This window comes from Desulfurella multipotens (assembly GCF_900101285.1).
Classification (GTDB): domain Bacteria; phylum Campylobacterota_A; class Desulfurellia; order Desulfurellales; family Desulfurellaceae; genus Desulfurella; species Desulfurella acetivorans.
Map to the genome: position 1 here is coordinate 78,532 of NZ_FMYU01000001.1, position 13,823 is coordinate 92,354.

Sequence of the window (13,823 nt, forward strand, 5' to 3'; positions counted from 1 at the left end):
GGTATTTTATGAAACCAAAAGATTTAGTTGAACTTTTAAGGCATATCTGTTCAATCAAAGCCAGTGATTTACACATAACAGTAGGCTCTCCGCCAAGAGCAAGGGTAAATGGCGATCTTGTAAATTTAGATTATGACATGTTAACTCCTACAGATACACGCGATTTGTGCTACAGCGTAATGAACGAGCTAAATAGAAAACGCTTTGAAGAAAACTTTGATGTGGATTTCTCTTTTGGCATACCAGAACTTGCACGATTTAGGGCAAATGTATTTATGCAAAGAGGTTCTGTTGCTGGAGCATTCAGGATAATACCCCAAGAAATTCCAGATTTTAACACTTTAGGCTTACCATCTATAGTAAAAGAATTTGCTAATTTACCAAAAGGACTGGTTTTAGTTACAGGACCAACAGGCTCAGGTAAATCTACCACCTTGGCTGCACTTTTAAATTTGATTAATAAATCCAGACCCGTTCACATTATTACGCTTGAAGACCCAATTGAATTTACATACAAGCACGATAAAGCTCTTGTTAACCAAAGGGAAATTGGCACTGATGCATCAAGTTTTGCTCAAGGCTTAAAACACATTATGCGACAGGACCCGGATGTCATTTTAATTGGTGAAATGAGGGATGCAGAAACAATAGCAGCAGCACTTACTGTAGCTGAAACTGGACACCTGGTATTTGCCACACTTCATACAAATTCTGCAGCAGAAACAATAACAAGGATTGTGGATGTTTTTCCGGCTTCTCAGCAAGAACAAGTCAGAGTTCAACTTTCTACTTCATTGCAAGGCATTGTAACACAAGCATTATTAAAGAAAAAAGATAATTCTGGTAGAGTTGTAGCAGTTGAAATTTTGGTGCCAAATGCCGCCATAAGGAATTTAATTAGAGAAAACAAAATTCCCCAAATATACTCAACAATGCAAATTGGCCAAGAAAAAACCGGTATGAAAATATTTAACCAATCATTGTTTGAACTCTACTCAAAAGGTTTAATATCCTACAATGAAGCACTTAATGCATCATTAAATAAAGATGAACTCAAAAACATGATGGACAGAATAAAAATAAACATGAGAGGTTAAAATGGCATACTTTAGATGGAAAGGCACCATAAATAATGTAAAACGTAAAGGTGAAGTCATAGCAGATAGCAAAGAAGCTGCTATAATGAAATTAAAAAAACAAAATATTGATGTCTTATCCATAAAACAATCAGCTCCACCAATTGAACTGGATTTTTTAAACAAGGTAAAACCTAAAGACTTAATGATTATGACAAAACAACTATCCATTATGCTAAATGCCGGAATACCTCTTGTATCTGCTTTTAGTATATTAATTGAACAGGTAAAAAATACAAAACTTAAAAAAATAATTACAGATATTAAAGAAAAAGTTGAAGCAGGCTCTTCATTTTCAAACGCCTTAAGAGAACATAAAGATATCTTTTCTGATTTATATATAAATATGGTAGAATCAGGCGAAGCGAGCGGTAACTTAGATGCGGTACTCCAAAGACTCGTTATTACTATGGAAAAAGATTTGGCGCTAAGGCGCAAACTTAAAGGTGCTTTGATTTATCCAGCCATGGTAAGCATTGTAGCAGTTGCAGTTATTGCATTGATATTAACGTTTGTAATACCTACATTCAGTAAAATGTATGCAGATAGCGGCATGCAATTACCACTGCTGACGCGCATTGTAATTGGCGTTAGTAATTTTTTAAGAGACTATATTATTGTTATTCTTTTAATTCTTTCAATAATCATTGGGGCTTTTGTTATTGCAAAAAAGAAAAGTATAAAATTTAGAACGTATGTAGACTCACTCATGCTTAAATTACCTTTACTTGGTACACTTATTTTAAAGACATCTATTGCCAGATTTTCTTCTATTTTATCAATGCTTACTTCAGGTGGCGTAAGCATCCTGGAAGCTATAGATATAGGTGCAAAAACTTCAGGCAATCTTGTTATAGAAAATACTTTAACGAAGGTCAAAGAAGCGGTAAAAGAAGGATCAAATTTGTCTGAGCCTATAGCAAAAGCTGGGATTTTTCCGGATATGGTATCACAGATGATTTCTGTTGGCGAAGAAACTGGAAAGCTAGAAGATATGCTCGTTAAAGTATCTCAATATTATGAAGAAGAAGTAGATAACAGTGTTAAAAATTTAACAACGATGTTAGAACCCATAATTATAGTAGTATTGGGAGTCATAGTGGGAACTCTTGTTATAGCAATGTATCTACCTATATTCAAGATTGGTCAAGCAATTAAGGGTGGATAGGCATTGTGCTTAAATAGCGCTCTGCACTATCGCAAACCATAAACACGATATTTTTATCTTTATACTCACTTTTATTTGCAAGCTTGTAAGCAACTGCGAAATTTGCTCCGCTTGATATGCCAGCCAAAATACCTTCTTTTTTAGATAAGTAAATAGCATATTCTATTGCTTCCTCATCTTTTACTAACTCGATTTTATCAATTAAACTTAAATCTAGATTTTTCGGTACAAATCCAGCGCCTATGCCTTGTATTGCATGAGGCTTAGGTTTAAAATCAATGTTTTTTAAGCGGGAGCTTATAGCTGGGCTATTTTCTGGCTCAACTGCTACAATTATGCAATCTTTTTTTGTTTTTTTTAAAAATTTTGAAACACCACTTATAGTACCACCTGTACCTACTCCACTTACAAAAACATCAACTTTGCCATCTAAAGCATTGAAAATTTCGGGACCTGTAGTAAGTTCATGTGCTTTTGGGTTTGAAGGATTATTAAACTGATCCGGCATAAAAAATTTATTTGAAGTTTTTAAAATCTCATTTGCTTTTTCAATTGAGCCTTTCATACCTAAATTAGCTCTTGTTAAAATCACATTTGCTCCAAATAATTCCATTAACTTAATGCGTTCTTTACTCATAGATTCAGGCATTACTATATTTACATTAAAACCAAATAATTTACCCAAAAAAGATAAAGCAATGCCAGTATTCCCACTTGTAGGCTCAATAATTTCCATTCCTGGTTTTAGTTTGCCACTATCCAAAGCATCTTTAATCATAAAATATGCAGCCCTATCTTTAACCGAAAATGTAGCATTTTTTGTTTCTAATTTTGCAAAAAGTTTAGCATTGGTATTAAACTTAATATCAAGCTCTATTAATGGTGTTTTACCAATTGTATCTATAATTCGCATTTTGCCTCCAACAAGGCTTTACGCCTATTTAAAAAACTTAGCTTGCATCATTCTCAAACGCTAGCAAAAAACCTCACGCACGCACGAATTGGTAAAGAAAGTTGATCCTTCGTTTACGCTTTAGGATGACACCCTCTCTCGTCATTCTGAGGGCAACGCCCGAAGAATCTCCCCACTTTATAATGGTACAAAGTAGATTCTTCGTTTACACTCAGGATGACTAACTTCGCTTACACAAGCAAATTTTATAATTTATTGCGCTATGTGTCAAAATTTAAAAAACACTTTACAAGAAAGTATTTTTGAGATATTATAAAAATATGGAGCTAAGCCAGATAATCAAGTTTGACAAAGACGGGCTCGTGCCCGTTATTACTCAAGATTTTTACAATAAAGATGTTTTAATGTTTGCATATGCAAATAAAGAAGCGCTGCAAAAAACTATTCAAACAGGTTATGCTCACTATTTTTCAAGAAGTAGAAAAAAATTGTGGAAAAAAGGCGAAGAAAGTGGCAATGTACAAAAAATAAAACAAATCTTATTTGACTGCGATGAGGATTGTATACTTTACAAAGTTGAACAGGTGGGTTGTGCATGCCATACATTTCACAGAAGCTGTTTTTATAGAGAATATTTTAGAAATCAGATAATAGAAATCCAACCACAGCTTGATAAAAATTTTAAAGAAACTATTTATAATGTTGAAAATGTCATTGTAAGCGATAGGAAAGAACTTCCCACGAAATGTCATTCTGAGCAAAGCGAAGAATCTCAAGTAGATCCTTCACTAGCGCTAAGGATGACCATTCTTGACGAACTCTACAAAACCATACTTCAAAGAAAAAAAGATATGCCTCAAAACTCTTATACTGCTAAATTATTTTCAGATGGCCTGGAAAAAATTGCAAAAAAATTAAACGAAGAAACACTTGAGTTTCTTTTTGCACTAAAAGAAAACGACACATCACACATAATTTACGAAGCAAGCGATTGTTTGTATCATTTGTTAGTTGCACTAGCATACAAAGAAATACCTTTTGATGCAATTTTGGAAGAATTAAAGCGTAGAAGAAACTTTTCTGGTGAATTCGAAAAAAAAACAAGATGAATATAGCAATTATTTTAGATGAACCGTGGAATAGCTCTTTAACTTTTTTAGGCAAAACTTTTTTAGAAATCTTAAGTAAATCGCACTTTGTATCACTAATATGCCAAAAAGACAGCTATATAGACAAATCCGTAAAATCAGATAAATACTACGTACAAAACTTACGTACCAAAAACCCTATAGTTTTTTTTAAAAACCTAAATCAAATGCGAATACATCTAAATCAAATAAAACCCCATATCGTTATCACAATTAGAGGAGATGCAACTTTCCAGGCATGTTTATTAAAAAATCACTTTAATTTTAAACTCATTAGAATTTTTGGTGAAAATAGAAAACCTTCTCTAAACAGACATTGCATAGATTATGTTTTCTTAAGCACAAAAAGATATGAAAATATAGTTAAAATTCCTCATAGCATAATTAATGGTGTTGTCGATACAAAAAAATTCACATTTAAAAAAGAAGGTGCTCTAAGGGTTAGAAAAGAATTTGGTATAGACAATTCGGATTTTGTTTTTGGGTTTATTGGTAGAACTTCAAAGGTAAAAGGCATATTTATGCTTTGCCAGGCATTTGCAAAACTTGAGTTTAGCGCAAAACTATTTATGCTTGTCTATGAAACAGAAATAAAAATTAGCGAGATCTTGGAAATAATAAAACAGCTAAACATAGAAAACCGTGTAATTATAGAAAGCAAACTTAGAGATGATGTAGAAGATATAATCAGCGCATTTGATGTGGGTGTTGTAAGTTCAATTGATTCAGAGGCTATTGCAAGGACAACGCTGGAATTTCTTGCATGCGCTAAGCCTTGTGTGGTAACAAATGTAGGTTGTTTAAGTGAAGTGGTTGACGACTCATGCGGAATCATTTGCAAACCAAATGTTTCAAGTCTACACCAAGCATTGACTTGCATACATGATAAAGATTTAAGCCTGATGGGAACATTTGCTTTAAAAAAAGCACAAAAGTATTCAATTGAAAGCTTGAGCGATCTGATAAATGATACGTTCAGTAACATATTTAAAAAATGATTAGTTTTTTAGGAGGCTATATGGATGTTTTTGAACAATCAGATAAATACACAGCAAATACTTACAAAAGAGCTAAGGTTTGTTTTGATCATGGAAAAGGAATATACTTATATGATAATAATGGAAACGCTTATTTAGACTTTTTAGCAGGCATTGCTGTAAATATTCTCGGGCACTCACATGATATTGTAGTAAATGCAATTTGCGAACAAGCAAAAAAGCTCATACATGTATCAAACCTATATTACATAAAAGAACAGGCCGAAGCCGCACAGTTACTCGTTGAGCATTCATGTGCAGATAAGGTATTTTTTTGCAACTCAGGTGCAGAAGCAAACGAAGCGGCCATTAAACTTGCCCGTTTGTATGGAAAAAGCAAAAAAACAATACTGACATTTGAACATTCCTTTCATGGAAGAACAATTACAACACTTGCGGCTACTGGTCAAAAAAAATACCAGGAAGGTTTTGAACCTATAACACAAGGCTTTGTGTACGCAAAATTTAACGATATAGATGATTTTTATAGCAAAATGAACCCAGATGTATGCGCTGTAATGATAGAATTCATACAAGGAGAAGGTGGAATTAATCAAGCTGATGCTCAGTTTATCAAAGAAATAACAGATTATTGTCAAAAAAATGACATATTGCTTATAGACGATGAAATTCAAACCGGGATGGGCAGGACTTCAAAGTTTTTTGCTTATGAGATGTATGATTGCAAACCAGATATTATTACATTGGCAAAAGGATTGGCAGCTGGCGTACCAATTGGTGCTATGCTTGCAAAAGATTATGTTGCAAGCGCTTTTACACCTGGTTCGCATGGTTCTACATTTGGAGGTAATCCACTTGCCACAAAAGTTTCAAGCGAAGTAATAAATTTTATATTTAACAACAATATTTTATCTCATGTAAAAGAAACAGGCGAGTATTTTATAAACCAGCTTTTGCACTTAAAAGAAAAAAAAGCCTCAATAAAATCTGTAAAAGGCATAGGTTTAATTGTTGGCATATCCATTGACAAACCATGCGATGAAATAGTAGAAAAAGCTTTGGAAAACAAAATTTTAATTGGCAAAGCTGGCAATGACACATTGAGGTTTGAGCCACCTTTGATTGTTGAAAAAGAGCACATAGATAGACTCATTGAGTTTTTAGATTCTGCATTATGAAGTTTGAAGATGATATACAAAAAATTGCAGATATAATAGCTACAGTGTTTGGGATTGGCTATACTGCGTATGCACCAGGTACTATGGGCTCTTTATTTGGCATTTTAATATATATGTTTTTAAAAGAAACTTCATTGAGTATTTATGCATTAACAGTATCATGTTTATTTGTAATAGGTACAATCGCCAGTGAAATTGTAGAAAGCGCCTATAATATAAAAGACCCTTCATTTATAATTATCGATGAAGTGGTAGGCATGCTTGTTACGCTTATGTTTGTAGGTTATTCTTTTTGGGCTGTGTGGCTTGGATTTTTATTTTTTAGAATTATTGACATATCAAAAGTACCCCCACTGAATTTTTTAGAACGCATAAGCGGTGGTCTTGGGATAATGCTTGATGATTTAGTAGGCGGGTTTATGGCTGGCATTTTGCTCTATATTATATTTAGATGAGTTATTCTGTAGTATTTTTAGATGTACCCTATTTCCACAACTATTACTTAAGTCGCATAAGAAACATTGGTGAAACTTGCTCTATGACTTTATCTTGCACAAGCGATTTTAACGACATGCGCAAATCAATAGAGTTTGCATTCCAAAATTCAGATGGCTTATTTATTATTTATCCAAAAAAATTATGGCATAAGCTACAAAAAATTATGCTTGTTAGTTTTGAGCGTCCAAGCGTATTTAAAGAAGAAGCCTATATTGTAGCTTCTGGTTTCAAAAAATTATCAGATGGCATATTTTCAGATATTGTTTACGGAAAGCCTGTTGTTTTTGTACCTCAAGAGTTAGATGACAGTTTTGATTTTTCTGAACTAAAAAAACTATTCAATATTAAAAGCCAGGTAATAGGCGTTTTTGAAGGAAATATTAACACACAAAACACAATTTTTTCCGATGAAGTTTTAAGCTATATAAAACTTGAAAACAACAATATGTTTGACTCAAAAATTCAAAAATCAAAAATATTTACATATAGTGCCCAGGATTGCAATCAAGCATTAATCGAAGTACTGGAAAAAACTTTAACAAAATTATCCATTGCTGATTTGTCAACAAATGGTTGTTTTACAAGCAAATTAATGTCACAAGAAAAAAGTAAAAATTATATTGCACTTTGCATTGACAAATGCCCCATAGAGTCTTTATCTTACTTTTTTGGTATAGATCAAAAATATATAGAAAAATATGGCTACTTTAGTCAATCAATCGCAAAAGAGATTTCAAACGCTTTGTTGCAATTTAGCAATTCAGATTGTTCTATTACAATTTTGAATAATAATCAATATAATAGGTTTTTATTTTTTGTATTGTATAAAGATGAAACTTTTGATATGCTAATTAGAGAATTTTATGGTACGTATAATATTGTAAGGCAAAAAGTAACTAATTTTGCCATACTTTTTTTAAGAGAATTTATTCTATCAAGAAGTTTATGAGAGCTTTTGTTGCAATAGAGTTACCACAAAACATTAAAGACAAATTAAATCTTTTAATGGAGCGCTTGCCAAAATCAAGCGGCATAAAATTTACAAAAATAGAAAACTTGCATATAACGGTTAAGTTCTTGGGAGAATTATTAGAAAGCAACATAGAAACAATTGCAAAATTTTTAGAAAATATTGCTTCAAAACACAAAAAATTTGATATAAGACTTGATAACAGTGGTGTTTTTAAAAGCCTTAAAGACCCTAGAATCTTTTGGGTGGGCCAAGATAACAATATTGATTTTTTAAACATTGCTTCAAGCCTTGACGCCCTATTTACAAAAGAAAACCATGTTTGCCATATTACACTTGCAAGGCTAAAGACTGTACAAATTTTCCAAGTAAAAAATCTTATCGAAATTGCAAATAATTTTTTAAGCCAAAATACTTTGAACTTTAGTGTGGAAGAATTTTGCCTTTTTGAGAGTATATTAAAATCCCCAGCACCTGTTTATAAACAAATAAAAAAATTTAAACTTAAAGCATAAACTTATATTTTTATTGACTTTTTTAGAAAAATGTAGTATTAATTATACGATTGATTAAAAAGTAGGGATGTTTATGAGTACCAAAGAAAAAATTTTGGAAAAAGCCAGTGAATTGTTTGCACAATACGGCTATCAGGAAACTTCTATCAGAAAAATTGCAAAAGAAGCAAAAGCCAATAGCGCAATGATAAGCTACTACTTTGGTAGCAAAAAAGCCCTTTACGAAAGTGTGTTGTCTACCAATATGGACGAATTTTTAGAAAGTGTATCTAGAATTAAAGCTAAAGATGAAAAAGAATTTTTGAAAAAGTTTATTAAGATCCATATCGGTGTTTTAAAGAAAAGAGGTAAATATATTTCGTACTTAATGTTGAAAGAAAGTGCAACAAATTTTGAACAAGTTAAATCTCTAAAAGATAAATATTTTGATCCATTAGCAAATATTATAACCAGGGTTTTTAAAACTGGAATCGAAAAAAAGATATTCAAACCTTACAATGAACAGATTATGCTTCAGCTACTTATTGGTATTAACGTTATGCTTGCTTTAAAAAATCCACAAAATAGTATAGAGGAATTATCAAACATTGCTTTCGATGTTTTTATGCGTGGTATATGCGCTTGAAAACAAACATGTTGTTTTACAATAATCATCATAGCAAAAATTCTTATGTTAATTATTATTGCAAAATAAATTCTTTGGATACGATAAAGGCAATATATACTTTTTGTTTACATTTGATTTACATTTCATTTATACGCTATTTACACTTAACCTTTAATATCAAAATGAAAAATTTTGGCATTGGGTGTATTTTTGTGAATCAGGCATATTTATTTAAAATGGAGATCAAATGAAAGGACTTTTAAAAATCGCCCTTAAGCTTCTTGCAAACGATAGGGGTAAATTCTTTACGCTTATTTTAGGCGTTACATTTGCAGTATTTCTAATGAACCAGATGACTTCTATGTTTGCGGGCATTATGAGAAAGTCCACATCAAATGTAATAAATATAGGCGCAAAAATGTGGGTTATGGATCCATCCGTAGAAAACGACAGAAGCTCAATCCCATTACCAGATTATGTGCTTGACTATGTAAGAAGTATAAAAGGTGTAGCTATGGCTGTGCCAATTTACTTTGGCTCTGGACTTGTAAAACTACCTGATGGTACCTACCAGGCAGCCAACATAATAGGCTTGGATGATACTACACTATTTGGCAGACCGCCAATTATAAAAGGCAATCTAAATAAAATTTATGATTCTGATGCTTTTATAGGCGTGGTTGACTCAGACTATAAAAAGTTAGGCTCACCGGGTATTGGTTCAGTGCTAAGTATAAACGATCACAGGGCAGTAATTGTTGCACTGGCAAAACCAACAAGTGGTGGATTATTTGGTACTCCCACTCTATATACAACATACACACGTGCTACGAAAGATTTACCTCAAACAAGGTATTCTATGTCATATATACTACTAAACCCAAAAAGTAATGCCGATATTCCATACATACAAGAACAAGTTAAGAAACTTGGCTACAAAGCATTGACTCAAAAAGAATTTGAAAAAACAATAGAAAATTTCTATAAGTACAAAACAGGCATGGGCACAAATATAATGATTATGACACTAATCAGCTTTATTGTGGGCTTATCCATTGCAGGACAAACTTTTTATGCTTTTGTGCTTGAAAACTTAGAAAAGTTTGGGGCTCTAAAAGCAATAGGAGCAAAAAAGTACGAGCTTATGTCTATGATACTGTTTCAAGCCTCAGTTACAAGCTTTATAGGATACGGCTTTGGCATTATGTTTTCATCACTTATGATCGCTTTCTCCAAAGCAAGGATACCAAACTATGCAGCTATTGTTACCTACCAGAATATGCTTATTGCTTTTTTGATGGTGGTGGTAATTGCGGGATTTTCAAGCTACATTGGCATTAGAAAGGTTTTAAAGATAGAGCCTTTTGATGTCTTTAGAGGATAAATTTATGAAAGCAATATTGGAAGCTAAAAATATAGTAAAATACTTTGGTGTTGATGAAAGCAAAACATATGCACTAAAGGGTGTGAATCTAACTGCTTACTACGGAGAAGTACTCTATATTGTAGGTCCATCAGGATCTGGCAAAACTACACTTTTGAGCATAATATCTGGCATTTTGCGACCAAATGAAGGCACAGTAATAGTAAAAGACAAAGACATATGGAAAATGAAAGATGATGACCTGGCTGATTTTCGCTTAAACCACATCGGTTTTGTTTTTCAAGATTACCACTTATTTCCAAAATTAACCACAACAGAAAATGTCAGTATACCTCTTTTTTTAAAAAGACAAAACTGGGATAAATCCTTAAAAGAAGCCAAATACTACCTCGATGTTATGGGGCTTGGCTCAAAAGCAGACCTTCCTGTCTATAAACTCTCAGGTGGCGAGCAACAGCGCGTTGCTATTGCAAGGGCTATTGTATCAAAACCAGATATATTGATATTTGATGAACCTACCGCATCACTTGATGGTGAAACAGGCAGACAAATTATATCGTTTGTAAAAGAACATCTTTTAACTCAAGATAGAACAATAATTATAGTCACACATGATTCAAGAATATTTGAGTATGCAAATCGTATACTACATATGGAAGATGGCAAATTAAAGCAAACTACAAACAATCATTTTGGTACTGAAAAAAATAACACAAGCGTTACTCAATTGGAGGCACAATGAAAACAAAGATTATATTTTTAATAGCAAGTATTGGCATATTAATAGGCCTTGTAAGTGCTTATATTTACAACAAACGCACCACAGCTTTACCTCCTGTCCATGTAGAAAAAAACCCTTATGAAGCTGGCATATATGCAACAGGCATTATTGAAAGTTACCAAACAAACGGTGAAAATATAAATATTTTTCCTGATGTATCTGGAAGGGTTGTTAAAATTTTTGTAAAAGACGGCCAAAATGTCAAAAAAGGCGAACCTCTTTTTAAAATAGATGATACACAGCAAAAAAACATAACCCAGCAAGCCTACTATCAAATGCAAGCTGCCCTTGCCTATCTGCAAGAGTTAAAAGCAGAACCTAGAAAAGAAACGCTTGAGGTATCAAAAGCTCAACTAGAATATGCAAAAGCCCAATTAAAGTCCGCAAAAGACCAGTGGGATAAAGTAGAAAAAGCTTTTAAGCTAAACCCAAATTCTGTAAGCAAAAGCTCTTATGATAGTGCAAGAGATTCATACGACACAGCACAGGCAAATTATCAGTTAGCTCTAAAACAGTATGAACTAACGAAAGCTGGAGCCTGGAGTTACGATATTAAAAACGCACAAAGCCAGTATGAAGCAGCGCAAAAAGCTTACCTTGCAAACAAAGCACTCCTTGATAAATATACTGTTAAAGCTCCGGTAGATGGTGTTATACTAAAAATAGCCACAGCTGTTGGCAGCTATGTATCGCCATCTGGATCATACGGCACATACACGCAAGGCTACGGTCCTGTTGTTGTGATGGGTAATATTGAAAAAGAAATGGAAGTTAGATGTTATGTTGATGAGATACTTGTCCCAAGACTCCCAAAACCCCAAGACATGCAGGCTATCGCCTATATAAGAGGCACAGATAAAAAAATACCACTTGAGTTTGTAAATTTGCAACCATATACCACACCAAAAATAGAACTATCAAATCAAAGAACAGAACAGGTAGATGTAAGGGTATTGCCTATAGTATTTAAGTTTAGAGTACCAAAAGATATAACAATTTATCCTGGCATGCTAGTTGATGTGTATATAGGAGAAAAGAAATGAAGAACAAGATAATTTTAGCTTTGGGTTTGGCAACATTTTTATCATCGTGCGCGCTATACAGCGCGCCTAAAAATGTAAATGTGCAAATACCAGATCAGTTTAAGTACTCAACAAATTCAACTAACTCGACACTAAATCAAAGTTGGTGGGAAAATTTTAACGACCAAAAGCTAAATAATACAATTAAAACTGCTTTGGATAATAACCTAAACTACAAAATAGCCATAAAAAACATACAGATTGCACAAACCTATGTAGGCCAAAACCAATCAGCATTGCTACCTACAATAAATGCTACCTACTCATCAACGCGTAATCAACCTTCAAAAAATGCATCCAATTCACCTTTCTCAAACTCTCAAATATACAATTTGCACCAGGCAGGTTTGTCTGCATCGTATGAGCTGGATGTATGGCATCAAATCCAAAACAGCGTAAATCAGGCAAAAGCCAATGTTAATCTTTCCAAAGCCAATGCAGATGTTGTAAAGCTTACACTTATATCAAATATTGCCCAAACCTACTTTCAGCTTGCTGCACTTAACCTATCAATAGAAAATTTTACACAGCAGCTTGAAGCGGCAAAAGAAATACTAAAGTTAAACGAGGACAAATATAAAAGCGGTCTTATAAACATAGAGCCCGTTGAAGATGCAAAAACACAATTAGAAAATATAAAAACAGTTTTAAATAACCTCATTAAGCAAAAACAGCTGACGCAAAATACACTTGCATATTATTTAGGCAAATACCCAGAAGACTTTTCCTTAAACCCAAACACCAAGGATTTTATAATAGAATCATACACAAAGCTAATACCTCCTCAAATACCTTCAAGTATTTTAACCCAAAGACCAGACGTTAAAGAAGCCATGTACAATGTACTCTCTTATGCATATGCTCAAAAACAGGCGCTTGCAAACTTTTTTCCCGTATTTAATTTAACTGCAAATTATGGTTATGCTTCAACAAACCTTTCAAACTTTATAGAAAATGCAAGCAACGTCTGGAACTTTGGGTTAAATATCCTTGCACCACTGTTTAACTATAAGAAAAATACAAGCATATATGAGCGCTCAAAATTACAATATGAGCAAGCCGTACTTAACTACAGAAATACAGTGATAAACGCTTTTAAAGAAGTTGATAATGCTTTAGCTTCGTATAAAAAAGACAGCCAGGCTCTCATAAGCTATCAAAAAAACTATCAATCCGCTAAAAATCTATATGATATATACAAAGCTCAATACGAAGCAGGCACTGTTGACTACATCACATATCTAAACTACAAAATAAACTTACTCAATGCTTACTACAACCTGATAAACCAAAACTTGCTTGTAAAAGAAGATGTCATTAGTATATACAACGCGCTTGGTATGGGACTTTCAAATTAGCCAAAACCCCCTATTAAATAAAATGGGCAACCTCTTTTGTAAGGTTGCCCAAGCTTTTAAATTTAGTATTTGACTTTTTTGAAAAAG

The 13,823-nt window shown here is 33.1% G+C and carries 14 protein-coding genes; 13 read left to right on the forward strand and 1 reads right to left on the reverse strand.

Annotation, left to right across the window (positions count from 1 at the left end):
• Window positions 1–8: 8 nt before the first annotated feature.
• Together BLQ93_RS00425 and BLQ93_RS00430 are read left to right on the forward strand one after the other, a co-directional pair.
• Window positions 9–1,097 carry a type IV pilus twitching motility protein PilT gene (locus BLQ93_RS00425; RefSeq protein ID WP_092127378.1) on the forward strand — a complete coding sequence of 363 codons (1,089 nt, stop codon included), beginning with the start codon at window positions 9–11 and terminating at the stop codon, window positions 1,095–1,097.
• Window position 1,098: 1 nt separating this feature from the next.
• Window positions 1,099–2,304: a type II secretion system F family protein gene (locus tag BLQ93_RS00430; RefSeq protein ID WP_092127380.1), complete on the forward strand. Its 1,206-nt coding sequence runs from the start codon at window positions 1,099–1,101 to the stop codon at window positions 2,302–2,304.
• Here the strand turns inward: BLQ93_RS00430 and cysK are convergent.
• Window positions 2,291–3,217, reverse strand: a complete 927-nt coding sequence (gene cysK / locus BLQ93_RS00435) for a cysteine synthase A (RefSeq protein ID WP_092127382.1) — start codon at window positions 3,215–3,217, stop codon at window positions 2,291–2,293. The two genes, BLQ93_RS00430 and cysK, sit on opposite strands and share 14 nt — an antisense overlap.
• A 302-nt stretch (window positions 3,218–3,519) precedes the next feature.
• Between cysK and hisI the strand changes: the two genes are divergently transcribed.
• From hisI to BLQ93_RS00490, 11 genes are all read left to right on the forward strand, one after another.
• Window positions 3,520–4,326 carry a phosphoribosyl-AMP cyclohydrolase gene (gene hisI / locus BLQ93_RS00440; protein ID WP_245670430.1) on the forward strand — a complete coding sequence of 269 codons (807 nt, stop codon included), beginning with the start codon at window positions 3,520–3,522 and terminating at the stop codon, window positions 4,324–4,326.
• Complete coding sequence (locus tag BLQ93_RS00445; RefSeq protein WP_092127386.1) at window positions 4,323–5,363, forward strand: glycosyltransferase family 4 protein; 1,041 nt, start codon at window positions 4,323–4,325, stop codon at window positions 5,361–5,363. Before hisI ends, BLQ93_RS00445 begins: the two co-directional genes overlap by 4 nt.
• Window positions 5,364–5,383: 20 nt before the next feature.
• A complete protein-coding gene (locus BLQ93_RS00450) occupies window positions 5,384–6,541 on the forward strand; it encodes an aspartate aminotransferase family protein (protein WP_092127388.1) in 1,158 nt (385 codons plus the stop codon).
• On the forward strand, window positions 6,538–6,996 hold the full coding sequence (locus BLQ93_RS00455) for a phosphatidylglycerophosphatase A family protein (protein WP_025392468.1): 459 nt from the start codon (window positions 6,538–6,540) through the stop codon (window positions 6,994–6,996). The genes BLQ93_RS00450 and BLQ93_RS00455 overlap by 4 nt, the downstream gene beginning before the upstream one ends.
• Entirely contained in the window at window positions 6,993–7,988 is a 996-nt protein-coding gene (locus BLQ93_RS00460; RefSeq protein ID WP_092127390.1) for a hypothetical protein, read from the forward strand. The genes BLQ93_RS00455 and BLQ93_RS00460 overlap by 4 nt, the downstream gene beginning before the upstream one ends.
• Window positions 7,985–8,524, forward strand: a complete 540-nt coding sequence (gene thpR / locus BLQ93_RS00465; RefSeq protein ID WP_092127392.1) for an RNA 2',3'-cyclic phosphodiesterase — start codon at window positions 7,985–7,987, stop codon at window positions 8,522–8,524. Before BLQ93_RS00460 ends, thpR begins: the two co-directional genes overlap by 4 nt.
• 73 nt (window positions 8,525–8,597) lie before the next feature.
• Entirely contained in the window at window positions 8,598–9,149 is a 552-nt protein-coding gene (locus BLQ93_RS00470; RefSeq protein ID WP_159427452.1) for a TetR/AcrR family transcriptional regulator, read from the forward strand.
• 229 nt (window positions 9,150–9,378) lie between these two features.
• Window positions 9,379–10,515: an ABC transporter permease gene (locus tag BLQ93_RS00475; RefSeq protein WP_092127396.1), complete on the forward strand. Its 1,137-nt coding sequence runs from the start codon at window positions 9,379–9,381 to the stop codon at window positions 10,513–10,515.
• Window positions 10,516–10,519: 4 nt separating this feature from the next.
• Window positions 10,520–11,257 (forward strand): ABC transporter ATP-binding protein, encoded by a 738-nt coding sequence (locus tag BLQ93_RS00480; protein ID WP_092127603.1) that lies wholly within the window; start codon window positions 10,520–10,522, stop codon window positions 11,255–11,257.
• Window positions 11,254–12,339 carry an HlyD family secretion protein gene (locus BLQ93_RS00485; RefSeq protein ID WP_092127398.1) on the forward strand — a complete coding sequence of 362 codons (1,086 nt, stop codon included), beginning with the start codon at window positions 11,254–11,256 and terminating at the stop codon, window positions 12,337–12,339. The genes BLQ93_RS00480 and BLQ93_RS00485 overlap by 4 nt, the downstream gene beginning before the upstream one ends.
• On the forward strand, window positions 12,336–13,736 hold the full coding sequence (locus BLQ93_RS00490; RefSeq protein ID WP_092127400.1) for an efflux transporter outer membrane subunit: 1,401 nt from the start codon (window positions 12,336–12,338) through the stop codon (window positions 13,734–13,736). Before BLQ93_RS00485 ends, BLQ93_RS00490 begins: the two co-directional genes overlap by 4 nt.
• Window positions 13,737–13,823: the final 87 nt, after the last annotated feature.

Coding starts and splice junctions, on each gene's coding strand:
- BLQ93_RS00425 (WP_092127378.1), top strand. CDS start 9: ATGAAACCAAAAGATTTAGTTGAACTTTTAAGGCATATCTGTTCAATC.
- BLQ93_RS00460 (WP_092127390.1), top strand. CDS start 6,993: ATGAGTTATTCTGTAGTATTTTTAGATGTACCCTATTTCCACAACTAT.
- BLQ93_RS00490 (WP_092127400.1), top strand. CDS start 12,336: ATGAAGAACAAGATAATTTTAGCTTTGGGTTTGGCAACATTTTTATCA.
- thpR (WP_092127392.1), top strand. CDS start 7,985: ATGAGAGCTTTTGTTGCAATAGAGTTACCACAAAACATTAAAGACAAA.
- BLQ93_RS00430 (WP_092127380.1), top strand. CDS start 1,099: ATGGCATACTTTAGATGGAAAGGCACCATAAATAATGTAAAACGTAAA.
- BLQ93_RS00450 (WP_092127388.1), top strand. CDS start 5,384: ATGGATGTTTTTGAACAATCAGATAAATACACAGCAAATACTTACAAA.
- BLQ93_RS00485 (WP_092127398.1), top strand. CDS start 11,254: ATGAAAACAAAGATTATATTTTTAATAGCAAGTATTGGCATATTAATA.
- BLQ93_RS00455 (WP_025392468.1), top strand. CDS start 6,538: ATGAAGTTTGAAGATGATATACAAAAAATTGCAGATATAATAGCTACA.
- cysK (WP_092127382.1), bottom strand. CDS start 3,217: ATGCGAATTATAGATACAATTGGTAAAACACCATTAATAGAGCTTGAT.
- BLQ93_RS00470 (WP_159427452.1), top strand. CDS start 8,598: ATGAGTACCAAAGAAAAAATTTTGGAAAAAGCCAGTGAATTGTTTGCA.
- BLQ93_RS00475 (WP_092127396.1), top strand. CDS start 9,379: ATGAAAGGACTTTTAAAAATCGCCCTTAAGCTTCTTGCAAACGATAGG.
- BLQ93_RS00480 (WP_092127603.1), top strand. CDS start 10,520: ATGAAAGCAATATTGGAAGCTAAAAATATAGTAAAATACTTTGGTGTT.
- BLQ93_RS00445 (WP_092127386.1), top strand. CDS start 4,323: ATGAATATAGCAATTATTTTAGATGAACCGTGGAATAGCTCTTTAACT.